The sequence below is a fragment of the Streptomyces sp. NPDC006512 genome (genome assembly GCF_040611935.1).
In the GTDB taxonomy this organism is placed as follows: domain Bacteria; phylum Actinomycetota; class Actinomycetes; order Streptomycetales; family Streptomycetaceae; genus Streptomyces.
Window position 1 is genome coordinate 12,320 of record NZ_JBEXPG010000049.1, and the last position, 24,460, is coordinate 36,779.

Annotated in this window: 22 protein-coding genes and 5 tRNA genes; 9 read left to right on the plus strand and 18 right to left on the minus strand. The window is 73.3% G+C overall.

Translation table 11 applies throughout. The annotated features are described in order from the left end of the window. Positions 1-100: 100 nt before the first annotated feature. The 5 genes from ABZZ17_RS28705 to ABZZ17_RS28725 all read left to right on the plus strand — a co-directional run bounded on the left by ABZZ17_RS28705 (position 101) and on the right by ABZZ17_RS28725 (position 584). Positions 101-173 (plus strand) — tRNA-Gly (locus ABZZ17_RS28705). A 41-nt stretch (positions 174-214) separates the two neighbouring features. Then, a tRNA-Cys gene (locus ABZZ17_RS28710) sits at positions 215-288 on the plus strand. Position 289: 1 nt separating this feature from the next. Continuing rightward, positions 290-361, plus strand: a tRNA-Val gene (locus ABZZ17_RS28715). Positions 362-380: 19 nt separating this feature from the next. Beyond that, positions 381-452: transfer RNA gene (locus ABZZ17_RS28720), tRNA-Val, on the plus strand. Positions 453-512: 60 nt separating this feature from the next. Next, a tRNA-Val gene (locus ABZZ17_RS28725) sits at positions 513-584 on the plus strand. A 64-nt stretch (positions 585-648) separates the two neighbouring features. Here ABZZ17_RS28725 and ABZZ17_RS28730 read toward each other — a convergent pair. The 3 genes from ABZZ17_RS28730 to ABZZ17_RS28740 form a co-directional block, all read right to left on the minus strand. Beyond that, the gene (locus ABZZ17_RS28730; RefSeq protein WP_356880091.1) at positions 649-957 is read right to left on the minus strand and encodes a zf-TFIIB domain-containing protein; all 309 of its coding nucleotides are present in this window, start codon (positions 955-957) and stop codon (positions 649-651) included. Positions 958-1,022: 65 nt separating this feature from the next. Continuing rightward, positions 1,023-2,060 (minus strand): phosphotransferase, encoded by a 1,038-nt coding sequence (locus ABZZ17_RS28735; RefSeq protein WP_356880093.1) that lies wholly within the window; start codon positions 2,058-2,060, stop codon positions 1,023-1,025. Between the two features lie 287 nt (positions 2,061-2,347). Beyond that, a complete protein-coding gene (locus tag ABZZ17_RS28740) occupies positions 2,348-2,533 on the minus strand; it encodes a hypothetical protein (protein ID WP_356880095.1) in 186 nt (61 codons plus the stop codon). A gap of 549 nt (positions 2,534-3,082) precedes the next feature. On the opposite strand from ABZZ17_RS28740, the gene ABZZ17_RS28745 reads away from it, so the two are divergent. Then, entirely contained in the window at positions 3,083-4,249 is a 1,167-nt protein-coding gene (locus ABZZ17_RS28745; protein ID WP_356880097.1) for a serine/threonine-protein kinase, read from the plus strand. A 52-nt stretch (positions 4,250-4,301) separates the two neighbouring features. On the opposite strand, the gene ABZZ17_RS28750 is transcribed toward ABZZ17_RS28745, so the two are convergent. The 9 genes from ABZZ17_RS28750 to ABZZ17_RS28790 all read right to left on the minus strand — a co-directional run bounded on the left by ABZZ17_RS28750 (position 4,302) and on the right by ABZZ17_RS28790 (position 16,599). Next, on the minus strand, positions 4,302-5,117 hold the full coding sequence (locus tag ABZZ17_RS28750) for an RNA methyltransferase (RefSeq protein ID WP_356880099.1): 816 nt from the start codon (positions 5,115-5,117) through the stop codon (positions 4,302-4,304). A 42-nt stretch (positions 5,118-5,159) separates the two neighbouring features. Next, entirely contained in the window at positions 5,160-6,443 is a 1,284-nt protein-coding gene (gene cobA / locus ABZZ17_RS28755; protein WP_356880101.1) for a uroporphyrinogen-III C-methyltransferase, read from the minus strand. 489 nt (positions 6,444-6,932) lie between these two features. Beyond that, a complete protein-coding gene (cobT, locus tag ABZZ17_RS28760) occupies positions 6,933-10,379 on the minus strand; it encodes a nicotinate-nucleotide--dimethylbenzimidazole phosphoribosyltransferase (protein WP_356880103.1) in 3,447 nt (1,148 codons plus the stop codon). 237 nt (positions 10,380-10,616) lie between these two features. Further along, positions 10,617-11,840, minus strand: a complete 1,224-nt coding sequence (gene cbiE, locus ABZZ17_RS28765; protein ID WP_356880105.1) for a precorrin-6y C5,15-methyltransferase (decarboxylating) subunit CbiE — start codon at positions 11,838-11,840, stop codon at positions 10,617-10,619. Positions 11,841-11,919: 79 nt separating this feature from the next. Continuing rightward, positions 11,920-12,636, minus strand: coding sequence for a GNAT family N-acetyltransferase (locus ABZZ17_RS28770; protein WP_356880107.1), 717 nt, complete (start codon positions 12,634-12,636; stop codon positions 11,920-11,922). A gap of 219 nt (positions 12,637-12,855) precedes the next feature. Then, positions 12,856-13,725 (minus strand): MetQ/NlpA family ABC transporter substrate-binding protein, encoded by an 870-nt coding sequence (locus tag ABZZ17_RS28775; protein ID WP_356880109.1) that lies wholly within the window; start codon positions 13,723-13,725, stop codon positions 12,856-12,858. A gap of 103 nt (positions 13,726-13,828) precedes the next feature. Continuing rightward, complete coding sequence (locus tag ABZZ17_RS28780; RefSeq protein WP_356880111.1) at positions 13,829-14,497, minus strand: methionine ABC transporter permease; 669 nt, start codon at positions 14,495-14,497, stop codon at positions 13,829-13,831. Continuing rightward, a complete protein-coding gene (locus ABZZ17_RS28785) occupies positions 14,494-15,558 on the minus strand; it encodes an ATP-binding cassette domain-containing protein (protein WP_356880113.1) in 1,065 nt (354 codons plus the stop codon). Before ABZZ17_RS28785 ends, ABZZ17_RS28780 begins: the two co-directional genes overlap by 4 nt. A 393-nt stretch (positions 15,559-15,951) precedes the next feature. After that, positions 15,952-16,599, minus strand: coding sequence for an HAD-IA family hydrolase (locus tag ABZZ17_RS28790; protein WP_356880115.1), 648 nt, complete (start codon positions 16,597-16,599; stop codon positions 15,952-15,954). A gap of 68 nt (positions 16,600-16,667) precedes the next feature. Between ABZZ17_RS28790 and ABZZ17_RS28795 the strand changes: the two genes are divergently transcribed. Next, the gene (locus tag ABZZ17_RS28795; RefSeq protein WP_356880117.1) at positions 16,668-17,036 is read left to right on the plus strand and encodes a hypothetical protein; all 369 of its coding nucleotides are present in this window, start codon (positions 16,668-16,670) and stop codon (positions 17,034-17,036) included. Further along, positions 17,029-17,451, plus strand: a complete 423-nt coding sequence (locus tag ABZZ17_RS28800; RefSeq protein ID WP_356880119.1) for a hypothetical protein — start codon at positions 17,029-17,031, stop codon at positions 17,449-17,451. The genes ABZZ17_RS28795 and ABZZ17_RS28800 overlap by 8 nt, the downstream gene beginning before the upstream one ends. A gap of 54 nt (positions 17,452-17,505) precedes the next feature. Here ABZZ17_RS28800 and ABZZ17_RS28805 read toward each other — a convergent pair whose 3' ends face one another. From ABZZ17_RS28805 to ABZZ17_RS28815, 3 genes are all read right to left on the minus strand, one after another. After that, positions 17,506-18,012 carry a GNAT family N-acetyltransferase gene (locus ABZZ17_RS28805; protein WP_356880121.1) on the minus strand — a complete coding sequence of 169 codons (507 nt, stop codon included), beginning with the start codon at positions 18,010-18,012 and terminating at the stop codon, positions 17,506-17,508. Positions 18,013-18,049: 37 nt separating this feature from the next. After that, positions 18,050-18,592 (minus strand): sigma-70 family RNA polymerase sigma factor, encoded by a 543-nt coding sequence (locus ABZZ17_RS28810; protein ID WP_356880123.1) that lies wholly within the window; start codon positions 18,590-18,592, stop codon positions 18,050-18,052. A 73-nt stretch (positions 18,593-18,665) separates the two neighbouring features. Further along, positions 18,666-19,838 carry a glycerophosphodiester phosphodiesterase gene (locus tag ABZZ17_RS28815; protein WP_356880125.1) on the minus strand — a complete coding sequence of 391 codons (1,173 nt, stop codon included), beginning with the start codon at positions 19,836-19,838 and terminating at the stop codon, positions 18,666-18,668. Positions 19,839-20,138: 300 nt separating this feature from the next. Here ABZZ17_RS28815 and ABZZ17_RS28820 point away from each other — a divergent pair, with 300 nt between their 5' ends. After that, positions 20,139-20,768, plus strand: coding sequence for a lysophospholipid acyltransferase family protein (locus ABZZ17_RS28820; protein ID WP_356880127.1), 630 nt, complete (start codon positions 20,139-20,141; stop codon positions 20,766-20,768). A 7-nt stretch (positions 20,769-20,775) separates the two neighbouring features. On the opposite strand, the gene ABZZ17_RS28825 is transcribed toward ABZZ17_RS28820, so the two are convergent. The 3 genes from ABZZ17_RS28825 to ABZZ17_RS28835 form a co-directional block, all read right to left on the minus strand. Next, positions 20,776-22,260, minus strand: a complete 1,485-nt coding sequence (locus ABZZ17_RS28825) for a membrane-associated oxidoreductase (RefSeq protein WP_356880129.1) — start codon at positions 22,258-22,260, stop codon at positions 20,776-20,778. A 77-nt stretch (positions 22,261-22,337) separates the two neighbouring features. Continuing rightward, complete coding sequence (locus ABZZ17_RS28830; protein WP_356880131.1) at positions 22,338-23,882, minus strand: MFS transporter; 1,545 nt, start codon at positions 23,880-23,882, stop codon at positions 22,338-22,340. Next, positions 23,882-24,430 (minus strand): helix-turn-helix domain-containing protein, encoded by a 549-nt coding sequence (locus tag ABZZ17_RS28835; protein WP_356880133.1) that lies wholly within the window; start codon positions 24,428-24,430, stop codon positions 23,882-23,884. The genes ABZZ17_RS28830 and ABZZ17_RS28835 overlap by 1 nt, the downstream gene beginning before the upstream one ends. Between the last annotated feature and the right edge of the window lie 30 nt (positions 24,431-24,460).

The following is a 24,460-nucleotide window of genomic DNA, read 5'->3' on the forward strand; positions in this document are numbered from 1 at the left end:
CTGCGGAAACGCGTTTTTGAGCTGGCCCGGGAATCCGCTAGAGTTCAACACGTCGCCAGGGAGCGAAGGGGCCGAAACCCCGGAGCGAACACGGTGACCTGCGGACGTAGCTCAGTTGGTAGAGCACCACCTTGCCAAGGTGGATGTCGCGAGTTCGAGTCTCGTCGTCCGCTCGAAGTGGGGGATTTCTTCCCGAGAACCCCCGCAGCTCCATGGTGGAGTGGCCGAGAGGCGAGGCAACGGCCTGCAAAGCCGTCTACACGGGTTCAAATCCCGTCTCCACCTCCAAGGACGATTAGCTCAGCGGGAGAGCGCTTCCCTGACACGGAAGAGGTCACTGGTTCAATCCCAGTATCGTCCACTGATCCGCAAGGATCCCCGCGCGATTAGCTCAGCGGGAGAGCGCTTCCCTGACACGGAAGAGGTCACTGGTTCAATCCCAGTATCGCGCACGCAGTTCATTGCATGACTTGTAGTACTGTTTGACCCGCGGCGTTCGAGCCGTGAAGCCCGCGCGATTAGCTCAGCGGGAGAGCGCTTCCCTGACACGGAAGAGGTCACTGGTTCAATCCCAGTATCGCGCACAGTCCGGAAGCCCCGGCCGTCTCGACGGTCGGGGCTTCCGCGTGTTCCGGCGGCGCTTGGGCCTCAGGACGAGAACAGCATCCGGCCGAAGCCGCCCTTGTGGTGGCCGTGGTGACCGTGGTGGCCGTGCCCGCCGTGCTGCGGAGCTCCCCAGGCGGGCGCCGGGGCGGCGTGCGGGGCCGGGTAGGGGGCCGGCGGCGCGGCGGGCGGGGGAACCTGCCCGTACTGGGCCGTGTACTGGGACTCCAGGCGGGTCAGCGCCTCCAGCTCGCCGTAGTCGAGGAAGATGCCGCGGCAGCCGCTGCACTGCTCTATCTGGACACCGTTGCGGTTGTACGTGTGCATCATCGCGTGACACTTCGGACACTGCATGACCGGATCAACTCCTCGCCGTTCGCGTCGACACCGGATGCATGCCCGGTGGCGTGGCCCTCACCCTACGACGGGGGGTGCGGAGCCAACTCGGGCGGGAGAGTGGCGATTCGGGCACAGGACTCCACCATCAGCCGCTCCGCCCCGTCGAGCGGACGCCGTGCCGTCGCCGCCTTGGACAGGGCGAGGGCCGCGCCCTGCACGGTCAGCGCCCGCGCGGCGAGGTCGAGTTCCGGCCAGGGGTCGGTGCCGGGCGGCCCGGCGGCCGGGCCGCCCGCGGCGCGGTAGGCGTCGAGGAAGCGCAGCCACGCCTCCGGCGCGAGCAGCCCCGCCGCGTACCAGGCCGCGGGGCGGGCCAGGTCCCAGGCGGGGGTGCCGAGGCCGAGGTCGTCCACGTCGATGAGCCGCCAGGGGCCGACCGGGGCGGGGTGGCGCACGAGCTGCCCGAGGTGGAGGTCGCCGTGGCACAGCGCCCCGCCGGGCGGAGCCACCGCCTCGCCCCGGGCCCATCGCGGCAGGGTCGCGGCGGCGGCCAGGACGGCCCGGGCGGCCCGGGGGTGTTCCGGCGGGGGGTGCGGCAGCGCCACGGCGGGCACGGGCGGGCGGGGGTGTTCGCGGGGGTCCGGCACGGGGTGCGGGGGCGCGGCCCCGGGCTCGGTGCGGTGGGCGGCCGGGAGGGCCCGGGTCAGGCGGCGCAGGGCCCGGGCCAGTTTGGCCGGGCCGCGCATCGGGGGGACCGGGCCGGGGACGGCGTCCGGCGGGGTGCGGTGCAGTGCCGCGAGCAGCCGGGCGGCGGCCTCCCAGGGGGCGTCCTCGGGGCGTTCCGGGTCCACGGGGGTCCCGTAGGGCCAGAGGGAGACGGGGCGGCCCTGGAGGGATCCGGTCCGCAGCGGGGGCAGCAGCACCCCGGCCAGCGCGTCGGCGCCGGCGATCCGCAGCCGCAGCGCGAGGGCCTCCCCGTCGGCGTCCCCGGCGTGGGCCTTGGCCACGGTGTCCCCGCAGCGCACCACGGTGCCGTCGCGCCGGTCGGCGAGGAGTTCGTACGGCCGTCCGCTCGCGCCGGAGCCCCAGGCCGCGAGCGCGGCGGGCAGTGCGGGGGTCATGCGGCGGCCCGTTGCGCGCGGGTCGCGGGAGCGCCCGTCCGTACGGCCGTGACACCGCCCGGCGTCGCGTACCGGATCATCGCGCCCCCCTTCTCCCACCTGGAGGGTACGGGGCTCCCCCGGCATTCCGCCGTCGGCCGGGCGGGTACGACAAAGGGTGCTGCCCGTCCGGCTCCCCAGCCGTACGGGCAACACCCTTCACCTGCCGTCCGTCGCGCCCCCGTCCCCACGGGGTTCGACAGGCCGATGTCCCGGCCCGGGCCGCTCTCCCGGGCCTGGTGCGCCGCTCAGCGCCCCAGCATCACGCCCACGGACGACGCCTGTGCCGCCACCTGATCGAATCCTCCGAAGACGAAGAGCAGGAGGGCGGCCAGGGGGAGCACCATGGCCGCGGCCACCAGCGGGTGACGCGTACCGGACTCATGGCCGTTGAACGCGAATGCCTTGCGTCCCTGCCGTGCGATGTCCGCCATGGTCCTCTCCCTGTCGTTTGGCAGCGGCGGGTTTGACCTCGGGGGACGAGTGCGCCACCCGCCGCTTGTCTTCAACACTAGGCGGGCGGAAGGCCCCTGGCCTCATGCCCTCGTACCCATTGCCGGGCCTCCGGGAGGATGACGTCCCCGCCCCCGACTACTCCCCTGGGTGGAGACCGCTCCCCCGATGTGGGGGTCTTCCCGGAGGGGATGACCGGAGGGTAGTGACTTCGCTCACTTCCGTCACTCCCCGCGCACGCGTGTCCTCGTACCGGGCGTTGACGCGCCCCTGCGGCCGTTCGGGCGGAAGCGGACCGCGCCCGGCCGCCCGGAAGGACCGGCGAGGTGCCAATCGCCTTGCCGCGAGGGCCCTTTGGGGAATGACACGGGTTCGGGACAAAGACTGCCCGATCGGGCGGATGAACCCCCAAGTGGCCTGCCCCGTACTGACAATCGAATCCTGCGGCGAGGGCGCGGCCTCTGAGCGCACATGGCGGATGGTCCGTAAGCTGTGCCAGGTCAACAGGACGACCGGTCAGCGGGGTGGACATGGCGATGATGCGGCTCCGGCGCGAGGACCCGCGTGTCGTCGGCTCGTTCAGACTGCACCGGCGGCTCGGCGCCGGCGGCATGGGCGTGGTCTACCTGGGCTCCGACCGGCGCGGACAGCGCGTCGCCCTGAAGGTGATCCGGCCCGATCTGGCCGAGGACCAGGAGTTCCGCTCGCGCTTCGCGCGCGAGGTGTCCGCCGCCCGGCGGATCCGCGGCGGGTGCACGGCCCGGCTGGTGGCCGCCGACCTGGACGCCGAGCGGCCGTGGTTCGCCACCCAGTACGTCCCCGGCCCCTCGCTGCACGACAAGGTGGCCGAGGAGGGCCCGCTGACGGCCGCGCAGATCGCCGCCATCGGCGCGGCGCTGTCCGAGGGCCTGGTCGCCGTGCACGAGGCGGGGGTGGTCCACCGGGACCTCAAGCCCTCGAACATCCTGCTGTCCCCCAAGGGGCCGCGGATCATCGACTTCGGCATCGCGTGGGCCACCGGTGCGAGCACCCTCACGCACGTGGGCACCGCCGTCGGCTCCCCCGGCTTCCTCGCGCCCGAGCAGGTGCGCGGCGCCGCCGTCACCCCGGCCACGGACGTCTTCGCGCTCGGCGCCACCCTCGCCTACGCGGCCACCGCCGATTCGCCGTTCGGGCACGGCAGTTCCGAGGTCATGCTCTACCGCGTGGTCCACGAGGAGGCACACCTCCAGGGGGTGCCGGACGCCCTCGCGCCGCTGGTGTCGGCCTGCCTGGCCAAGGACCCGGAGGACCGGCCCACGACCCTCCAGCTGTCGATGCGGCTGAAGGAGATCGCCGCCCGCGAGGCGCAGGGGCTGGGCGACGGCCGGCCGCCGGCGCAGCGCGCCCGGGCGGAGCGGCCGACGGGACGGCTGGCCGACGAGTACGCCGAGCAGCGCACGGAGCGCCGTACGGGAGGCGGTACGCCCACGCCCCGCGCGCAGGCCCCGCACAGCGGGCCGCACTCGCGGCCCTCGTCCCCGCGGAACCCCGGGTCCACGGCGGGGCGTACGGGCGGGCGTCAGGCGCCGCGGACGACCGGGGCGGGACGGCGGCCTTCGCGGCCGGATCCGAAGCTGATGCGCCAGCGGCTGATCGTGTTCGTCGTGGTGACGCTCATCGTGGCCCTGGGCATCGCCCTCGCGCAGCGGCTCTGAGCGCTTGCGTGCGGACCGGTCCGGGCCGGTCCGCACGGGTGGAACGCGCGCGCTACGCGCGGCCGGCGCCGGCCACCGCGTAGAAGGCGACGGCCGCGGCCGCGCCCACGTTGAGCGAGTCGACGCCGTGCGCCATGGGGATGCGCACCCATTCGTCGGCCGCGACCAGGGCCTGCGTGGACAGGCCGTCGCCCTCGGCGCCGAGCATGAGCGCGACCCGGTCCAGGGACTTCGGTGCGGCCTCGTCGATGGGTGAGGCCTTTTCGTGCGGGGTGAGGGCGAGCAGCTTGAAGCCCGCTTCGCGCACCGAGTCCAGGCTCTTGGGCCAGGCGTCGAGGCGGGCGTAGGGGACGGAGAACACGGCGCCCATGGAGACCTTCACCGAGCGGCGGTAGAGCGGGTCCGCGCAGTCCGGGGAGAGCAGGACCGCGTCCATGCCGAGGGCGGCGGCGCTGCGGAAGATGGCGCCGATGTTGGTGTGGTCGTTGACGGCCTCCATGACGGCCACGCGGCGGGCCGAGGAGAGCAGTTCCTCGGCCGTGGGCAGGGGCTTGCGCTGCATGGAGGCGAGGGCGCCGCGGTGCACGTGGTAGCCGGTGACGCGTTCGGCGAGCTCCGGGGTGACGGCGTAGACGGGGGCGGGGAGCTCGTCGATGACGTCGCGCATGACGTCGACCCACTTGGCGGAGAGCAGCATCGAGCGCATCTCGTACCCGGCGTCCTTGGCCCGTCTGATGACCTTCTCGCCCTCGGCGATGAACAGGCCTTCCGCGGGCTCGCGCCGACGGCGGAGTTCGACGTCGGTCAGGCCCGTGTAGTCGCGCAGGCGCGGGTCGTCGGGGTCCTCGACGGTGATGAGATCAGCCACAGGGTGATACTGCCTTGTCCTGGGTGTGGTGCCAACGGCCTGTCAGGCGCCGGCGGTGGGGACTGCGGGGGTGGTGGGGGTTCCGGGGGTGGGCGTACCGGGCGTTCCGGGGGTGCCCACGCGGACGACCTCGCCGATCACGATGACCGCGGGCGGGCGGACCTCCTCGGCGCGGACGGTCGCGCCGACGGTGGCCAGGGTGGCGTCCACCCGGCGCTGGGTGGCCGTGGTGCCCTCCTGGATCACCGCCACCGGGGTGTCGGCGGAGCGGCCGTGGCGGACGAGGGCCTCGGCGATCAGGCCGATCTTGTCGACGCCCATCAGGATCACCAGCGTGCCGGTGAGCTTGGCGAGGGAGGCCCAGTCCACGAGGGAACGCTCGTCGTCGGGGCCCACGTGGCCGCTGACCACGGTGAACTCGTGCGCGACGCCGCGGTGGGTGACCGGGATGCCGGCCGCGCCGGGCACGGAGATGGAGCTGGAGATCCCGGGGACGACGGTGCACGCGATGCCCGCCTCGGCGAGGGCCTGGAGCTCCTCCATGCCGCGGCCGAAGACGTACGGGTCCCCGCCCTTGAGCCGGACCACGGCCTTGCCGGCCTTGGCGTGCTCGATCAGGGCGTTGTTGATGGCCTCCTGGGCCATGAACCGGCCGTACGGGATCTTCGCGGCGTCGATGACCTCGACGTGCGGGGGGAGTTCGTCGAGGAGGTCGCGGGGGCCGAGCCGGTCGGCGATCACGACGTCGGCCTCGGCGAGCAGGCGGCGGCCGCGGACGGTGATCAGGTCCGGGTCGCCGGGGCCGCCGCCGACGAGGGCGACGCCGGGGGTGTTCTTGTGGCGGTGGGCGGGGGCGACGAGGGAGCCGTCGCGCAGGCCCTCGACGATGGCGTCCCGGACGGCGGCGGAACGACGCGGGTCGTTGCCGGTGAGCACGGCGACGGTGACGCCCTCGACGCGGCCGGTGGCCGGGGTCCAGGCGGTGGCGGCCTCGGCGTCGTCGGCGCGCACGCACCAGACGCGCTTGGCCTCGGCCTCGGCGGAGGCCAGGTCGTTGGCCTCGCGGTCCCGGGTGGCGATGAGGGCGTACCAGGTGTCGGTGAGGTCGCCGTCCTGGTAGCGGCGGCGCTCCCAGCGGATCTCGCCGGTCTCCGCCATCGCGTCCACGGAGGGGGTCGCGGAGGGGGAGATGAGCAGGACGTCGGCGCCGGACGCGATGAGGGCGGGCAGTCGGCGCTGGGCGACCTGGCCGCCGCCGATGACGACGACGCGGCGCCCGGCCAGGCGGAGTCCTACGGGATAGGCGGGGTGTGCCGGGTTTGCCATGGCGGTTGCGGCTCCTGGTGCGGCGGGTCTGGGCTGGTGGAGCCGCTGCTGCGCTGGAGCGGCTTGACGGGTGTGAGGTGCGGGTTTCCTCCGTCCGGGACCACGATACGACCCGGCGGGGGCGGGGGGCTCGGGGGGCGGGGGGCTGCGGGTGCGCCGGGGGCAAAGGGATGCGGGGGCTGCGGGTGGGGCCGGGGTCGGGGACGGGGTGGGGTGTCGTCCGGGACGGGCATGATTTATGGCGCCCCGTCCGGAGTGTGTTGCCGGTCGGGACAGGGCGCCAACAAATCACGTTTTAGTCCCGGACGACACCCCACCCCGTCCCCGACCCCGGCCCGCAGACCGCTGCCCCGGAACCCGTGAAGCGGCCTCCGTGAAGCGGCCTCCGTGGGCGACCGGTGGTCCGGGCCCCGGGCGCTCGGCCCGACTGCGATCGAGGCGCGGGGGTGGGCCCCAGGGGCTGTCCTGGGGCCGGGGGCCGGGGGGTGGCTACTTCTCGGTGACGCCCGCCGAGTCGAAGGTGGCCACCTCGTGCATCGCGCGGGCCGCGCTCTGGACCAGGGGGAGGGCCAGCAGCGCGCCCGTGCCCTCGCCGAGGCGGAGGTCCAGGTCGACCAGCGGGCGCAGGCCGAGCTTGTTCAGGGCGGCGACGTGACCCGGCTCCGCGCTGCGGTGGCCCGCGATGCAGGCGGAGAGGGACTCGGGGGCGATGGCGCGGGCCACCAGGGCGGCCGCGCCGGCGCTCACGCCGTCCAGGATGACCGGCGTGCGGAGGGAGGCTCCGCCGAGGAGCAGGCCGACGATCGCCGCGTGCTCCAGGCCGCCGATGGCCGCCAGGACGCCGATCGGGTCCGCCGGGTCGGGCTGGTGGAGTTCCAGGGCGCGGCGTACGACCTCGACCTTGCGGGCGTGGGTCTCGTCGTTGATGCCGGTGCCGCGGCCGGTGACCTCCGCCGGGTCGACGCCGGTGAAGACCGAGATCAGGGCGGCGGAGACCGTGGTGTTCGCGATGCCCATCTCGCCGGTGAGCAGCGCCTTGTTGCCGGCGGCGACGAGGTCGCGGGCCGTCTCGATGCCGACCTCGATGGCCGCGACCGCTTCCTCGCGGGTCATCGCGGGGCCGACGGACAGGTCGGCCGTGCCGGGGCGGACCTTGCGCGGGAGGAGGCCGGTGGTGGCGGGCAGGTCGCCCGCCACGCCGACGTCGATGACGCAGACCTCGGCGCCGACCTGGTTGGCGAAGGCGTTGCAGACGGCTCCGCCGCCCAGGAAGTTCGCGACCATCTGGGTCGTGACCTCCTGCGGCCACGGGGTGACGCCCTGGGCGTGGACGCCGTGGTCACCGGCGAAGATCGCGACGGCGGCGGGCTCCGGGATCGGCGGCGGGCAGACCCGGGAGAGACCGGACAGCTGGGCGGAGATGATCTCCAGCATGCCGAGGGCCCCGGCGGGCTTGGTCATGCGCTTCTGCCGCTCCCACGCCTCGCCGAGCGCCTTCGCGTCGAGCGGGCGGATGCTGGCGACGGTCTCCGAGAGGAGGTCGTGCGGCTCCTCGCCGGGCAGCGCGCGGCGTCCGTACGTCTCCTCGTGGACGACCCAGGACAGCGGGCGGCGCTGGGACCAGCCGGCCTGCGCGAGCTCGGGCTCCTCGGGGAACTCGTCGACGTAGCCGACGCACAGGTACGCGACGACCTCCAGGTGCTCCGGGAGGCCGAGGGCGCGGACCATCTCGCGCTCGTCGAAGAAGCTGACCCAGCCGACGCCGAGGCCTTCGGCGCGGGCGGCGAGCCAGAGGTTCTCGACCGCGAGGGCGGAGGAGTACGGGGCCATCTGCGGCTGGGTGTGCCGGCCGAGGGTGTGGCGGCCGCCGCGGGTGGGGTCGGCGGTGACGACGATGTTCACCGGGGTGTCGAGGATGGCCTCGATCTTGAGTTCCTTGAACTGCTTGGCCCGGCCCTTCGGCAGCGACTTGGCGTAGGCCTCGCGCTGGCGCTGGGCGAGCTCGTGCATCGTCCGGCGGGTTTCGGCCGAGCGGATGACGACGAAGTCCCAGGGCTGCGAGTGGCCGACGCTGGGGGCGGTGTGGGCCGCCTCCAGGACGCGGAGCAGCACCTCGTGCGGGATGGGGTCGGTGCGGAAGCCCTTGCGGATGTCGCGGCGCTCGCGCATGACGCGCAGGACGGCCTCGCGCTCGGCGTCGGCGTACCCGGGTGCGGCTTCGCCGGCGGAGACGGCGGGGGTCTCGGGGAGTTCCGCGGCCTCGGGGGCTTCGGGGGCCTCGACCGGTACGGCCGGCTCGGCCGGGGGCTCGGCGGGGGCTCCGGCGGCCTCCGGGGCGGCCTCGGCGGGGGTCTCGGCCTCGGGGGCGGGTACGGGCTCGGGCTGCGGCTCGGCGGGGGCCTGGACCACCGTTTCTGCGGCGACCGGCTCGACCGGCACCTCGGCCACGGGCTCGACGGGGGTCTCGGCGGCCTCGGCGGGGGCCTCGGGGGCCTGGGCGGCGACCGGCTCGGCCGGGGCCTCGACGGGGGCCGGGGCATCGGCGGCCTCGGGCTGCGGGACGGGCTCGGCGGCCGGCTCGGGCTCGGGGGCTGCCACGGCGACGGGCTCCGGCGCGGCCTCGGGGGCCACCTCGGCCTCGGGGGCCTCCGGGGCCGGCTCCGGTACGGGCTCCGGCTCGGGGGCCGCCACTACGACGGGCTCCGGCGCGGCCTCGGGCTCCGCCACCGGCTCCGGTACGGGTTCGGGCTCCGGCGCGGCTTCGACGGCCGGCTCGGGCGACGGCACGACGGCCTGCTCCGCGACGGGCTCCGCGGCCGGCTCCGGCGCCGGCTCGGCGGCGGCGGTGACGGCGGGCTCCGGGGCGGCGGGCTCGGCGACGGGCGCGGGCTGGGCGGCGGGCGCGGCTTCGACGGCGGGCGCGGGGTCGGTGGCGGGCTCGGCTGCGGCGGCCGGGGCCTGGTCCGGCGCGGGCACGGGCTCGGCGGCGGGTGCCGGCTCGGCCGCGGGCGCGGTGGCCGCGGCGGGTTCCGCTGCGGGGACCGGCTCCGCGGGCCACGGGGCGTCCGCCGGGGCCGGGACCTCGCCGGGCTGCTGCGGGGCCGCCTGGGCGGCCTCGGCGCGCGGGACGTCCAGGTACTCGGGGCCGGTGGTCGGCGGCCCCGCGTGACGTACGGGCATGGGCTGGGGCATCGCCGCCAGGCTGGGCGCGGCGGCGGGCACCGGCTCGGGAACGGGCGCCGGGGCCGGGGCGGGCGCGGCGGCCGGGCCGCGGTCGGCGAGGGAGCGGACGACTCCGCCGGTGGCCTCGGGCACGGGCGGACCCATGTGGAGCGGGCGGCGCGCCGGGATCACCGGGGCCGCGGCCTGCATCGGGGAGGCGGGCGGGGGCACCACGAGACCGCCGAGGTCGAGGGCGCCCGAGTCACGGCCCCCGGTTTCGTGGGCGCCGGCGCTGTAGGCGGCGGGCTCGGCGTACGCGTCGGGGTATCCGGCGTCGGGGAAGGAGCCGTCCGGGAAGGCGCCCTCGGGGAGGGAGCCGTCGGGGAAGCCGTTGCCCGGCCGGGCCGGCTCCGCCTGCGGGTAGCCCGCGTCGGGGAAGCCGGGGTGGACGGGCTGCGGGTAGCCGGGTGCGGGGGGCTGCGGGTACTCGGTGTAGACGGGCTCGGCCGCGAAGTCCGCCGGGAAGGCCGGGACCGGCGGGACGACCTGCGGGTCGCTCCAGGAGCCCTGGGCGCTCGGCATCAGGAGCAGTTCCTCGTCCTCGGCCTCGGCCGGGTCGTCCACGAGGTCCTGGAAGGCGTAGCCCGCCGGAACCTGGGGCGGGACGGGGGGCAGCGGGGGAAGGGGCGGGACCGGAGCGGGGATGCCCTGCTGATCCACCATGCCCGCGTTGTCCGGGTGACCCTCGCCCGGGACCTGGCCGGTGTCAGTCATGCGTACCCCTCGCCCATCGATGTTGCCTCTTCGATCGCCCGGCGCCCACATGACCAACGAGCGTGGTTGCCGTGCGACGCGTTCGTCTCACCCGCGTCCGCACAACAACTCCTGAGCATTGTCGCGCTCGTCGGCCGCCGTGTCGGCCAGAAACCGGCACGGCCGGCTGTGGACTGCGCCACGTCGTGCGCGCTGTGGGGCAGTACGACGATCGGCCAGCCTACCCCGGGCCCGGCACTAGCGGCTCGGGGGGCGTTCGGCTGCCAGGAGGAACACGACGGAACGGTCCTGTTCGGCCCAGGTGCGGGTGTCGAGGCCGACGGACTGGAGCAGGGCGCACTCGACGGCGTACCCGTGTTCGGTGAGGGTGCGGCCGATGGCCTCGGCCTCGTCGCGCGTGGAGGCGTGGCTGACGATGCGTTCGGGGCGCCGGTCGGCGACGGCGGCGACGACCTCCGCTCCCCCGCCGGCGACGCGGACGACGTCGGGTTCGGGCAGGTTCTCCAGTACGAGCGGTGCGCGGCCGGGTACGACCTGGAGCTGGACACCGCGCTTGCGGGCGGCGGCGGTTACGCGTTCGCAGGCGCGCGGGTCGGCGTCGACTGCGATGACGGCGGCGCCGAGGGCGGCGGCGTCCACGGCGAGGGCACCGGAGCCCGCTCCGATGTCCCAGACGAGGTCTCCGGCGCGGGGGCCGAGCCGGGCGAGCTGGGCGGCGCGCAGGTGCGCCGACTCGCCCTCGCCGGTGGGTGCGGCGCCCGCGGGGAGGTCCTGGGGGCGGGCCCAGCCGCGGCCGGCGGCGAGGGCGGGGTTGCGGCCGAGCAGCCAGGCGGCTTCGGCGGGGTCCGCGGAGTGTCCCGCGCCGCCGATGACGATGACGACGTTGGGGTCGCGCCAGGTGTGGTCGGCGGCCTTGTCGGAGGTGAGGACGGTGACGCGTTCCCGGTCGGTGCCCAGTTCCTCGCAGATGACGAAGGTGCGGTGGACTCCGTCGAGGAGCAGGGCGAGTTCGGCCGGTCCGGCGCCGGGTGAGGTGAGGACGGCGACCTTGCCGTGGGCCCGGCAGACGTTGACGGCGCGTCGGAGGGTGCGGGGGTGGGCGACGACGACCTGGGCGTCGTCCCAGGGCATGCCGGCGCGGGCGAAGGCGGCGGCGACGGCGGACACGGCGGGTACGACCTCTACTTCGAGGCCGTGTTCGGGGGCGCGCAGGGTGCGTACGACGCCGAAGAACCCGGGGTCTCCGTCGGCGAAGACCACGGCGGTGCCGCGGTGTCCGGCGATGCGGCGGGCGGCGAGGCCGAGGCTGCCGAGGCGGATGCGTTCCGCGGTGGGCGGGACCTCGGGCAGCGCGAGGTGGTGGGCGGCGCCGGCCACCAGGGTGGCGGCGGAGAGGGCGGACCTGGCGGCCGCGGTCAGCGGCGAACCGTCCCAGCCGATCACCGTGACCCGGTCGGCCATCGTCGTCAGTCTCCTGGGGTGGGGGGCAGGCGAAGCTTCGTCTGGGGGTCGGGCACGGTGAGACTACCTGGTCATCGGGTCAGTTCCAGTCGGCGCCGACGGGGTGGCCGCTCGCGTCGGCCCGCTGTCCGAAGGGGTACCGGGCGTCGTCGCCGGGGCGGCTCTCGTAGGCGTCGTACCGCTCGTAGCCGTCGTACCCGTCGTATCCGTCGGCGTCGTCGAGGTCCTCGGGGACCAGGCTCCAGACGATGAGGTCGGTGCGGGTCTCCTGCCAGCTGCCGTCGGTGTCCTGGGTGCGCACTATCCAGGCGTTGCGCAGGACGCCCTCGCTGATGCAGCCGATCTTCTGGGCGACCTGCTGGGAGGCGGTGTTGTCGGCGGCGGTGCGCAGTTCGAGGCGTTCGAAGCGCTGGTCGCGGAAGAGCCATTGGGCGATGGCGAGCACGGATTCGCTGGCGTAGCCCTCGCCGCGGGCCCAGGGCGCGGTGACGTACCCGACCTCGGTGGTGCGGGTGTGCCAGTTGGTGTTTTGGAGGTGCACGATGCCGACGAGGCGCTGGGTGAGGAATTCGGTGACGGCGAAGACGATGCCGCGGCCCTCGGTCCGTTCGGCGTGGGCGTGCCGGGTGGCCCAGCCGTGGGCGTCGGCGTGGGTGTAGGGGTGCGGGGCCGAGGTCCAGGCGGTGATGTGCTCGTCGTTCATCATCTCGGCGAGCGCGGTGACGTCCTCTTCCTCGAAGGCGCGCAGCACCAGCCGGTCCGTGCTGATGGTGACGTCCGGGAAGGTGGTAGTCATGCGCAGCTCCATGCCTGAGACCGTGGTGCGGGACCGTTCGTGCGGGTCGTAGGCCACAGCATGCAGCATCGGCCGGGGGATGTGCAGGGCCGGGCTGCCCGGAAGCGGGCAGCCTCCGGGCAGACTTCGGCCCCGCGCGCCCTGGCGGGTGCGCGGGGCCGGGAATCCGGCGCCGACCAGGCGGTCTTCCGTCGGCGGGCCTTCCGTCGGCGGGGTGCGTCAGGAGGCGGCGGGGGCGCCGAAGGCCGGGGTGACCGAGCCCTGGTACTTGTCCTCGATGAACTTCTTGACCTCGTCGGAGTTCAGGAGCTTGGCGAGCTTCTGGACGCGCGGGTCGTTCTGGTTGCCGTCCTTGACCGCCAGGAAGTTGGCGTACGGGTTGCCGTCGGCCTTCTCCAGGACCAGGGCGTCCTTGGCGGGGGCGAGGTTGGCCTCCAGGGCGTAGTTGCCGTTGATGATCGCGGCGTCGACGTCTCCCAGGGCGCGCGGGACCGTGGCGGCCTCCAGCTCCTTGAACTCCAGGCCCTTCTTGTCGGTGATGTCGGACAGCTTGGCGCTGGTGCCGACACCCTCCTTGAGGGTGATCAGGTTGTTCGCGGCGAGCAGCTGGAGGGCGCGGCCCTCGTTGGTGGTGTCGTTGGGGACGGCTATGGTCTGGCCGGCCTTGATGTCGGAGAGGGCCTTGACCTTCTTCGAGTAGAGGCCGAGGGGCTCCAGGTGCACGTTCACGACGGGCACGATGTGCGTGCCGTTCTTCTTGTTGAAGTCGTCGAGGTACGGCTTGTGCTGGAAGTAGTTGCCGTCGACCTGGCCCTGCTCGGTGGCGGTGTTGGGCAGGACGTAGTCCGTGAACTCCTTCACCTCCAGCTTGAGGCCGTCCTTGGCCGCGAGCTTGTCCTTGACGAAGTTCAGGATGTCGGCGTGCGGGCTCGGCGAGGCCGCGATGACCAGCGGCTTGCTCTCGTCGACCTTGCCGCCGTCGGCCTTGGTGGACGAGGACGGGTCCGAGGAGCTGCCGCAGGCGGTGAGGCCGAGGGCGAGGGCGGCGGAGGCGGCGGCGAAAGCGGTGAGCTTGATGTTCTTGCGCACGAAGAGTGCCTTTCTTGCTGCGGGTACGGGGTACGCGCGGGGGTGGTGGCCCAAGCACGACAAGTGCGGGCCTTCTTGGGGTGGAGAGGTCTTGCGGGCCGGTTCAGGCAGTCCGGCCGCGGCGGGACAGGACGCGGACGACGCCGTCGCCGATCAGCTGGACCACCGTGACGAGGGCGATCAGGATCACGACGGTGGCGATCATGAAGCCGGTCTCGAAGCGCTGGAAGCCGTAGGTGATGGCCTTGGAGCCGAGTCCTTCGCCGCCGACGGCGCCGGCCATGGCCGAGTAGCCGATCAGGGTGATCAGGGTGGTGGTGACGGCGGCGATCAGCGAGGGCAGGGCCTGCGGGAGCAGGACCTTGCCGACGAGGGTCGGGATGCCGCCGCCCATGGACTCGACGGCCTCGACCAGGCCGTGGTCCACCTCGCGGACGGCGGTCTCGACGAGCCGGGCGAAGAAGGGGATGGCTCCGATGGACAGCGGCACGATCATGGCGGTGGGGCCGATGAAGGTGCCGACGACCGCGGTGGTGAAGGGGATCACGGCGATGAGCAGGATGATGAACGGCAGCGAGCGGCCTATGTTCACGATCACGCCGAGGACCTTGTTGAGCGGCTGGTTCTGCAGGAGGCCGCCCTTGTCGGTGAGGACCAGCAGGACGCCGATGGGCAGTCCGCCGAGGACGGTCACCAGGGTGGACCACAGCACCATGTAGAGGGTGTCGTACGTGCCCTGGGTGAGCAGGGGCTGCATCTCGGACCAGGTCACTTGGCACCATCCTTGACCAGTGCGGCCAGCTCGGAGTCGACGTCCGGCGTCGTGGGGGCTTCGTCGACGACGTCGACCTGGAGGCCCTGCTCGCGCAGGAAGCCGACCGGGACCACGTTCTCCTCGTAGCGGCCCGGGAGCTCGATGCGCATGCGGCCGACCTGCCGGCCTGCGACGGTGTCCATGGCGGCGCCGAGGATCGAGATGTCGATGTTGTAGGTCCGCGACAGCTGGGAGATGACCGGCTGGGTGGCGGCGTCGCCGTGGAAGGTGACGTCGACGACCGTGCGGTCCGGGCCGGTGGCGGTGCCGCTGACCGGGAAGAGTTCCCCGGCGAGCTCGGAGCCGGGGGTGGCGAGGAGCTCGGCGACGGTGCCGGACTCGATGACCCGGCCCCGCTTCATCAGCGCGGCGGAGTCGCAGACGGCCTTGACGACGTCCATCTCGTGCGTGATGAGCAGGACGGTCAGGCCGAGCTGGCGGTTGAGGTCGCGCAGCAGCTGGAGGATGGAGCGGGTGGTCTCGGGGTCGAGGGCGCTGGTGGCCTCGTCGGAGAGCAGCACCTTGGGGTCGCCGGCCAGGGCGCGGGCGATGCCGACGCGCTGCTTCTGGCCGCCGGAGAGCTGGGCGGGGTAGGCCTTGGCCTTGTCGGCGAGGCCCACGAGGTCGAGGAGTTCGGCGGCCTTGCGGGAGCGCTCGCGGCCGGAGACCCCGAGGATCTCCAGGGGCAGCTCGATGTTGGCCTGGACGGTGCGGGAGGACAGCAGGTTGAAGTGCTGGAAGACCATGCCGATGCGGCTGCGGGCCTCGCGGAGTTCCTTGCCGGCGCGCCGGCCGCGGCCGGCCAGCGCGGTGAGGTCGACTCCGTCGACGGTCACCGTGCCGGTGGTGGGGCGCTCCAGCAGGTTCACGCAGCGGATGAGGGAGGACTTGCCGGCTCCGCTCTGGCCGATGACTCCGTATACCTCGCCCTCGCGGACGTGGAGGTCGACGCCGTCCAGGGCGGTGACCTCGCGGCCACGGGACTGGTAGACCTTCGTGAGGCCCGATGTGGTGATCACAGGAATTCCGTCGCTGTCGAGTGCACGGCGCAGCGGGTGCCGGGCACGGGGCAAACATCTGGGGACGCGATACGGGCCGAACCGTCACAAAGGGATGGCACCGGCGCGTGCGCGGGGCAGGAGCGGTCCGTAGGGCCGGTCATGGGGTGACGCGGTGTGCGGAGCGGCTCGGCCGGTCTCGCTTCGGGGCGCGAGACTGCAGGAAAGGGGCCCTCAGAAGGCGCACATTCGACACATACAACGAGCACCGGGCGTCATCGTCGCCTCGGTCGCAAGGGTGCGGCTGCTCGTCGTGGTCATGTGCCCAAGTAAAGCAGACATGGCGACTCACCGATCAATGCTGTCCGGATAGCGGACGTAATCCGACCGCATTACGGACAACACCGGTCACCTTCAGCCGGTCGTCTCAAGCGTCACTCCGGCGTCCGTGACCAGTGCGGACACGGCCGAGAGGTCCCGTACGACCACGTCCGCGTCGAGCTCCGCGGCGGTGTGCGTTGTGGTCAAGGCCACGGTCGTCATGCCGGCCGCGCGGCCGGCGGCCAGGCCCGCCGGGGCGTCCTCGAAGACCACGCAGCGCGCCGGGTCCACGCCCAGACGCCGCGCGGCGAGCAGGAAGGGCTCCGGGTCGGGCTTGCCTCGGGTGATGTCGTCGGCGGCGACCAGCTCGGGGAAGTCGATGCCCACCTCGCGCAGGCGGGCCTCGGCCAGCGGGCGGGTCGCGGAGGTGACCACGGCCCAGCGGTCCGCGGGCAGCGCGGACAGCAGTTCCTTGGTGCCGGGGAGCAGGACGACACCGCCGGGGACGTCCTCCACCTCCAGGTTCTCGATGCGGACGAGGGCCCCGGCCCGGGCCTCCTCGGGCAGCAGCTCGGCGATGATCTCCGTCGCGGGGCGGCCGTGCAGTTCGACCCGGGCGAACTCCTCGTCGGTGATGCCGTGCTCCCGGGCCCAGCGGGCCCAGCAGCGGTGCACGGAATCCATCGAGGACACGAGGGTGCCGTCGTTGTCGAACAGCAGGGCTTCGGCATGCAGCTTCATGCCATCCAGCAAAGCCCGGGACCAGGGGTGAGCGCATCGGGTCTTTCGGCCCGTAATACCCTCGCTGCATGCTCGTCGCCCTGACGGTCGCCATCGGTGCGGCCGCCCTCGCCCTCGCCGCCTGGTGCGGCCACGCCGCATGGCGGGACCAGCCGACCAAGGACTGGCACTTCATCGGCATGGCCGTGGTGACCGTCCTGGTCCTGGCCCAGCTGGTGGTCGGGCTGGTCCAGCTGGCCCGGGGCGAGAAGCCCGGCCAGGGCACGGTGATCTTCGTGGCCTACCTGCTGGGCGCCTTCGCGGCGGTCCCGGCCGCCGGGATGCTCTCGCTGACCGAGCGGACGAAGTGGGGTTCGGTGACGGTGGCCGCGGGCGCGGTCGTCCTCGCCGTGCTCGAAGTACGGCTCTACGACATCTGGGGAAGCACCGGTGCCTGACACCCACACGACCGCGACCGAGCCCGCGGGACGCAAGCGTCTCGTCTCCGGCCCGGGACTGCTGCTGGTCTGGCTCTACGGGGTCATGGTGGTCGGCGCGGTCTCGCGGTCGGCCTACCAGATCTCCACCGAGTTCGACCGGGCCCCGCTGGCGTACTCGCTGTCCGGGGCGGCCGCCCTCGCCTACGCCTTCATCACGTACTCGCTGGTGCGGGGCGGGGAGCGGGCCCGCAAGGCGGCACTGGTCTGCTGCGCCGCCGAACTGGCCGGCGTCCTCGCCGTGGGCACCTGGACCCTGGTGCGCCCCGAGGCCTTCCCCGACGCGACCGTGTGGTCGGACTTCGGGATGGGCTACCTGTTCATCCCGGTGGTCCTGCCGGTCACCGGGATGCTCTGGCTGCGCGCCAAGCGGTGAGAACGGCCCCGCGCGGCGGGACCGTTCGCACCTCGCGCATCGACGGGGCGGGGGTCAGGCGCTGACCGCGAAGTCGGTGGCTTCCTTGGCTTCCTTCTCCAGGATCACCAGCCGCACCCCGTCGGAGGCGGTGCGGTTGCCGACCGCCAGGTAGCCGGCCTTGCGGTAGAGGCGCAGGTTCGACTCGCTCTTGTGGCCCGTGTGCAGGCGGAACCGGTTCGTGGAGCCGCGGCCCGCGAGGGCCTCCTCGACCGCGCGCAGCAGGCGGGCGCCGAGGCCGTGGCCCTGGAGCCGCGGGTGCACGCACAGCTTGGCGATGCTCGCCGTGCCGTCCTCGCCGAGCCTGCCGCGCACCGTGCCGACCACCTCGTCGCCGAGCCGGGCCACGAGGACGGTGTCCGCCGCCAGCTCCGCCTTCAGGGAGTCCAGGGACTGGGTGAGCGGCTGGATCAGGTAGTTGCCGTAGAGCTCGGCCTCCCGCTGGAACGCCAGATACTGCAGCTTGAAGATCTGCTCGGCGTCCTCGGCGGTCGCCGCCGAAATGGTCACGCTCATGCCCATGTGCGCATGCCTCCCGCTCACCTGGTGGCCCTCTGGTCTACCGCTCCCTTCCCCGAAGGCCAGGAGCGCCAACCTCTGCAGCGAGCATTCTGCGCAGACATCCCAGGCATCGGGAACGGACGGGCCCCAAACTTCCTTGTGAGATACCCAACTCTCCTGCGATTTCACGGTAGGTAAGGTCCCTCGGCGAAAGAAGTGCCCCTATGAGTTCCGGACAGCGTCCGGGCAACCGGGCGACCGCCGATCGGAGGGCCCGCTTCTCCTCGCCGTGCAGCAGCGCGCCTTCCGGCTCCCCGACCGCGTCCGCAGGGGAGCCGCCGTACGGGACCTCGCGCCGGGCCCGCCGCCGTGCGAGCCGGGCTTCGGCCCGCACCGCCCGCCGCAGCCAGCGGGCCCGTCCGGTGGGGCCGGGGGAACCGGTGGGGCCGGGGTCGCGCGGTCCGTGCTCCAGCAGCCTGACCCAGACGGCCTGTTCCAGGTCGGCGGCGTCGACGCCGGTGCCCGGGGCTTCCGCGGCGGCCTCGGCGGAGAGCAGCGGGCCCAGCTCGTTCAGGAGGTCGGAGTCCTTCATGAGGTCCATGCCGGGCGGGACGCGGGTGCCGGGCCGGGCGGTTTCCGCGCCGGACCCGGAACACCCGTACGGGTCCCGGGGCCTAGCGGTTGACGCCGCGTCCGGGGCGGAAGGCCTCCGCCGCGAGCAGGCCGGTGTCCGGGTTGTCGGTGAAGATCCCGTCGATGCCCTGTTCAAAGTACTTCGCGAAGGCGCCGAAGGCGTCCCCGTACGCGGCCGGATCCGTGCCCTTGCGGTACTCGGCCGGCAGGAAGCTGTTCTCGTTGCGCGCGGTGTAGGGGTGCAGCAGCAGGCCCCGGGCGTGGGCGTCCTTGACGAGGGTGGTGGGGGCGCCGAGCTTTCCGGCCGCGTCCCGCGGGATGACCAGGTCCAGGGTGGGCCCGATGCCCTGGGCGAATCCGGCGATCCACTTCAGGCCCTCGGGCTTGACGAGGTCGGCCACCGTGCGGGGGTCCTTCGCCACCTCGAAGTCCCAGGGCCGGGTGTTCGCGGCGGAGAGCAGCACCACGCGCGGCGCGGAGACCAGCCGCGAGAGCCGCTGGATGCTGGAGGGTTCGAAGGACTGGAGGAAGAGGGCGGCGTCCCGGCCGTCGCGGCCGTAGCGGCGCAGGAGCCGGGCGAGGGGCTCCTCCAGGCCGAGGCCCAGGGCCCGGAAGTAGGTGGGGTGCTTGGTCTCCACGTGCAGCCAGACCTGCTTGTCGCGGCGGCGGCTCTCCCTGTTGGCCCAGCGCAGCACCTCTTCGAAGGTGGGGACGGCCCACCGGCCGTCGTAGAGCGTGTTGCGCTGGCGGACGGCGGGGATGCGCTCCTTCGCGCGCAGGGTCTTCAGCTCGGCGAGGGTGAAGTCCTCGGTGAACCAGCCGGTGACGGAGACCCCGTCGACGGACTTGGTGGTGCGCCGGGCGGCGAACCCGGGGTGGTCGGCGACGTCGGTGGTGCCGCCGATCTCGTTCTCGTGGCGGCACACCAGGTGGCCGTCCTTCGTGGGGACGAGGTCCTGTTCGATGACGTCGGCACCGAGGTCGAGGGCCAGCTGGTACGAGCCCAGGGTGTGCTCCGGCCGGTAGCCGCTGGCGCCCCGGTGGCCGATGACCGTGGGGACCGGCAGGTCCCGGTAGCCTCCCCCGCCGTGTCCCCCGTCGGACGCGGCGGGGGCCGCGGAGGCCGTTCCCGCCCCGAGGGCGGTGATCGAGGTACCGGCCGCCAGGACCGCCGCCCCCAGGACCGTGCGCCGCGCTGCCCCACCCTGTGTCATCCGTGCCACTCCTCGGTCTGAAAGGGGCTCGCTGTCCCGGGGTTCCGGGTGTCCCGCGGCCCGAATCGGCGTGCCGATGGTAGGCAAGGGAGGGTGTCGGGGACGGGGTCCGCGGCGGAACATGGCGGAAACGTGCGTCAACATCGCGTATCCACCGCGTGAACCCGATGTGCGATCAGCCCTGACCCGCGAGTATCGTCCTCACCTGCACTACCGCCGTGTGGTGCGAAGCCGCTTTTCGATGCCGGAGGGCTCACGTTGTTCCGTACCGCGCTCATCAAAGCCACTGTCGGACCGGTCATGCGCATGATGTTCCGCACCCGCGTGGAGGGCATCGAGAACATCCCCGGCACCGGTCCGGTGATCCTGGCGGGCAACCACCTCACCTTCATCGACTCGATGATCCTTCCGCTGATCTGCGACCGTACGGTCCACTTCATCGGCAAGGACGAGTACGTGACGGGCAAGGGCCTCAAGGGCCGGCTGATGGCGTGGTTCTTCACCGGCTCCGGCATGATCCCGGTCGACCGTGACGGCGCCAACGGCGGGGTCGCGGCCCTGATGACCGGCCGCCGCATCCTCGAAGAGGGCAAGATCTTCGGCATCTACCCCGAGGGCACCCGCTCCCCCGACGGCCGCCTGTACCGGGGCCGCACCGGCATCGCCCGCCTCACGCTGATGACCGGCGCCCCCGTGGTCCCGTTCGCGGTGATCGGCACGGACAAGCTCCAGCCCGGCGGCGCGGGCATGCCCCGCCCCGGGCGGGTCACCGTCCGCTTCGGCGAGCCGATGGAGTTCTCCCGCTACGAGGGCATGGACCGGGACCGCTACGTGCTGCGCGCCGTCACCGACTCGGTGATGGCCGAGGTCATGCGGCTGTCGGGCCAGGAGTACGTCGACATGTACGCCACCAAGGCCAAGGCCGCCTGACGCCCGATCACTGGCGCTGGAGGGACCGGCTGACGCCCGCCGCCGTCGTGGTGGCGAGGATCCAGCCGGTCACGACCAGCAGGTACGACAGCCACTGGTACCAGCCGCCCGGCGCGTACGCCGCCTCCTGCCCGAAGCCGACGATCGGCACCATCAGGTCGATCGTGTAGAACACCGGGTTGAAGTCGGGGGCCTCCCCCGGCTTCAGGGCCCGCGGCGGATGCGTTCCGTAGGCGACGGCCCCGGTGAGCAGCAGCGCCGCCAGCCAGCCCGCCGCGCGCAGCGGCCGGAAGCCGTAGCCGACGGTGACGTCCTGGATCAGCCCCCACAGCCGGGCCGGGCGGGGCAGGGTCCGGCGGTGGCGGCGGAGCTTGGCCAGCTGGACGGTCCGGGCGGCCGCCTCGTCGCCGGCCGTGCGGTAGGCCGCCGCGAGCTGTTCGTAGGCGTACGGGAGGTAGCCCGACTCCTCCCGTTCCAGCGCGGGCAGCCGTTGCTCGGCCGGGAGGTGCGGGGCGAGGGTGCGGTAGGTGAGGCCGTCCATGCGGATCCGGTCGGGCCAGGTCTCGGGCAGCACGTGCAAGAGGTCGAACTGGGAGCGGCGCAGGTTCACCGTCCCCCGGATGCGCTCGCAGCGCCGCAGCCACATCTCGCCGATGACGCAGCTGGAGGCCCGCAGGGCGACCCCGTCGGGGTTCGCGAACGAGGCGTGGCCGAAGTAGACCTGGCCCGGTATCCGGGCCCCCGTGAGGTTGACCAGGCCGCGCGCCTCCATCCGTCCGGCGCGCAGGTCCGTGCCGACGGCGAGGGTCTCGGCGTGCAGGGCGACGCCGCCGGGGTTGAGCAGCCGGGCGTCGTCCAGGTCGATCCGCCCGCCGACCGTGGAGCCGTTGAAGCGGGTCTCCCCGTGCACGGTGGCCCCGAGGGCGATGACGTCGGTGCCGATCTCGGCGTGGTTCAACTGGAGCGGCGCCTCCGCCGCCTCCTGCGGGTCGCCCTCGCCCGGCGGGACCCCGATGACGGACCGGGTCAGGAAGAGGCCGCCGGCTATCCGGGCCCCGGTGAGGCGGACCGGGCCGGTGAGGCGGCAGCCGGACAGTTTGAGCGCGCCGTCGACGCGGACCACGCCGGCGGTCAGCCCGGGCAGGGTGGAGGCGTTGACGACGAAGGCCCGCAGCTGCGCCCCGTAGAGCACGGGCCGGAGCTCGAACCAGCAGGCGCGCAGCCGGACGGGGTGGTCGACGACGGCGTACTTGAGGTTGAACGGTCCGGTGATCCGGACGCCCTTGAGGTTGAGTCCGGCGACCTGGCCCTCGATCCGGGGGCCGTTCAGCAGCAGGGCGGTGAGCACCTCGGCGCGTACGGTCCGCTCGGGGCCCCAGGACGCGCCGGCGGCGGCGCTCTCCCCGGGATCCGGCCGGAAGTCGACGCGGGCGCCGCGGGGGAAGGCCTCCCACACGCGGCGTTCGGCCGGGGTCAGGTCGTTGATCTCCATCGCCGGGATGGTGTCCCGCGGTTCCGCGCGCTGTCAACCGCGTTCGGGGCACCGCCCCTTGGCCTGCTGACGGGGGGTCAGTGTCCGACGCCGTCCTGGAGCTTCTGGCCCCTGAGGAGGTACCAGGCGGCCGCGGCGGTGGCGAGGAGGACGGCGGCGCCCACGCCGGAGGCCAGCCGCAGTCCGTCGACGAAGGCCTCCTGGGCGGAGCCGACCATCTGGGAGGCGGTCTGCGGGTCCAGGGTCCTGGCGGCTTCCACGGCGCCGCCGAGCGACTCGTGCGCGGCGTCGGCGACGGGGGCGGGGACGCCGGCCGGGGCGGTGAAGCCCTGGTAGACGCCGGTCACGATGGAGCCGAGCAGGGCGATGCCGAGCGCGGCGCCGAGTTCGTACGCGGTCTCGGAGACGGCGGAGGCGGAACCGGCCTGCTCCTTGGGGACGCTGGAGAGGATCACGTCGGCGGTGACGGTGAAGGAGAATCCGGCTCCGAGGCCGACGACGAGGAGGGCCGCGCCGAGCAGCGGGTAGCCGGTCTCCTTGTGGATCACGGTGAGCACGGCGAGGGCCAGCCCGATGGCGGCCAGGCCGCCCGCCACGATGCCCCGTACCGAGTACCGGCGGGCGTAGCGGCCCGCGACCAGTCCGGTGGCCACCGCGCCGATCGCGGCGGGCAGTTCGGCCAGGCCCGCTTCCAGGGGGTCGCGGCCCTGCACCAGCTGGAGGAACTGGGAGAGGAAGAAGACCAGGCCGGAGAGGCCGAAGACGGTGAGGAGGTCGGCGAGTACCGCGCCGGAGAAGCCGCGGTGCTTGAAGAGCCGCATGTCGAGGAGCGGGGAGGGCAGGGTGAACTGGCGCCGGACGAAGGCGTAGAGGCAGCCGGCGCCGATGACGGCGGCGGCCCAGACGCCGCCGGTCAGGCCGTGGGTGGCGGCTTCCTTGACGGCGTAGACCACGCCGATGACGCCGACGAGCGACAGGGCGACGCTGACGAGGTCCCAGGGGCCGGCGACCGGGTTCTTGGACTCGGGCAGCAGCTTGATCCCGACGAGGACCAGCGCGATCATGACGGGCAGGTTGATCAGGAAGACCGAGCCCCACCAGAAGTGCTGGAGCAGGGCTCCGCCGACGACGGGCCCGACGGCCGCGCCGGCCGAGGCGGTGGCGCCCCAGATGCCGATGGCGAGGCTGCGCTCCTTCGGGTCGTGGAAGATGTTGCGGATCAGCGCGAGGGTGGACGGCATCAAAGTGGCGCCGGCCACGCCGAGCAGGGCCCGGGCGACGATCATCATCTCGGGGCTGGTCGCGTAGGCGTTGAGGACCGAGACGGCGCCGAACGCGGTGGCGCCGACGAGCAGCAGCTTCTTGCGGCCGATGCGGTCGCCGAGGGAGCCCATGGAGACGAGCAGTCCGGCGATGACGAAGGAGTAGATGTCGCCGATCCACAGCAGCTGGGTGCCGGACGGCTTGAGGTCCTCGCTCAGGGCGGGGGTGGCGAGACCGAGTACGGTGGCGTCCACCGCGACCAGCAGTACGGCCAGGACGAGCACGGAGAGCGCCAGCCAGCGGCCGCGGCGCTTGTCCTCCGCCCCTGTCCGCCGGTTCAGCTGTTCGGTACGGCTCATCACTCCACGCTCCGTCGTGCGCCACCGAGCAGCAGCTCGATGATCATGTACTGGAAGTCCTTGGCGGCGACCCGGCCGTCCATGACGGCCCAGGCGCAGGTGCCCACGAGGCCGTAGAGGGCCTCCGTCAGCCAGGCGGGGCTCAGGTCGATCCTGATGTCCCCCTCCTGCTGGCCGCGCCGGAAGAGGGCGCTGACGCGGGCGTCGAGGCGGGCCCAGCCCTCGTTGACCTGGTCGCCCTCGAAGAGCTGGTTCTCGGTGACGAGGAAGGCCAGCAGCTGGGCGTTGGGCTCGATCTCGGCGACCAGGCGCCGCAGCACCTCCACCGCCGTGCCCTCGTCGAGGCGGGCGTTGTCGAAGGCGACCTCGAACTCCCGGATGCCGAGTTCCTCCAGGGCGCGCACGAGGGCGTCGCGGCCGGCGAAGTGCCGGTGGAGGGTGGCGCGGCCGATTCCGGCGGCGCGGGCGACCTCGTCCATCGTCGCGGTCGATTTGCGGGAAAGCAGGGCGGCCGCGTCGCGGAGCACCTGGTCACGATCCATGGCCATGAGACAAGCATAACCCGAATGAGACGCCGG

Excerpts from the sequence above, each read along its gene's own strand:
- ABZZ17_RS28730 (WP_356880091.1), bottom strand. The coding sequence starts at position 957 with ATGCAGTGTCCGAAGTGTCACGCGATGATGCACACGTACAACCGCAAC.
- ABZZ17_RS28735 (WP_356880093.1), bottom strand. The coding sequence starts at position 2,060 with ATGACCCCCGCACTGCCCGCCGCGCTCGCGGCCTGGGGCTCCGGCGCG.
- ABZZ17_RS28740 (WP_356880095.1), bottom strand. The coding sequence starts at position 2,533 with ATGGCGGACATCGCACGGCAGGGACGCAAGGCATTCGCGTTCAACGGC.
- ABZZ17_RS28745 (WP_356880097.1), top strand. The coding sequence starts at position 3,083 with ATGGCGATGATGCGGCTCCGGCGCGAGGACCCGCGTGTCGTCGGCTCG.
- cobA (WP_356880101.1), bottom strand. The coding sequence starts at position 6,443 with ATGGCAAACCCGGCACACCCCGCCTATCCCGTAGGACTCCGCCTGGCC.
- cobT (WP_356880103.1), bottom strand. The coding sequence starts at position 10,379 with ATGACTGACACCGGCCAGGTCCCGGGCGAGGGTCACCCGGACAACGCG.
- cbiE (WP_356880105.1), bottom strand. The coding sequence starts at position 11,840 with ATGGCCGACCGGGTCACGGTGATCGGCTGGGACGGTTCGCCGCTGACC.
- ABZZ17_RS28770 (WP_356880107.1), bottom strand. The coding sequence starts at position 12,636 with ATGACTACCACCTTCCCGGACGTCACCATCAGCACGGACCGGCTGGTG.
- ABZZ17_RS28790 (WP_356880115.1), bottom strand. The coding sequence starts at position 16,599 with ATGAAGCTGCATGCCGAAGCCCTGCTGTTCGACAACGACGGCACCCTC.
- ABZZ17_RS28795 (WP_356880117.1), top strand. The coding sequence starts at position 16,668 with ATGCTCGTCGCCCTGACGGTCGCCATCGGTGCGGCCGCCCTCGCCCTC.
- ABZZ17_RS28805 (WP_356880121.1), bottom strand. The coding sequence starts at position 18,012 with ATGGGCATGAGCGTGACCATTTCGGCGGCGACCGCCGAGGACGCCGAG.
- ABZZ17_RS28810 (WP_356880123.1), bottom strand. The coding sequence starts at position 18,592 with ATGGACCTCATGAAGGACTCCGACCTCCTGAACGAGCTGGGCCCGCTG.
- ABZZ17_RS28815 (WP_356880125.1), bottom strand. The coding sequence starts at position 19,838 with ATGACACAGGGTGGGGCAGCGCGGCGCACGGTCCTGGGGGCGGCGGTC.
- ABZZ17_RS28820 (WP_356880127.1), top strand. The coding sequence starts at position 20,139 with ATGCGCATGATGTTCCGCACCCGCGTGGAGGGCATCGAGAACATCCCC.
- ABZZ17_RS28825 (WP_356880129.1), bottom strand. The coding sequence starts at position 22,260 with ATGGAGATCAACGACCTGACCCCGGCCGAACGCCGCGTGTGGGAGGCC.
- ABZZ17_RS28830 (WP_356880131.1), bottom strand. The coding sequence starts at position 23,882 with ATGAGCCGTACCGAACAGCTGAACCGGCGGACAGGGGCGGAGGACAAG.
- ABZZ17_RS28835 (WP_356880133.1), bottom strand. The coding sequence starts at position 24,430 with ATGGCCATGGATCGTGACCAGGTGCTCCGCGACGCGGCCGCCCTGCTT.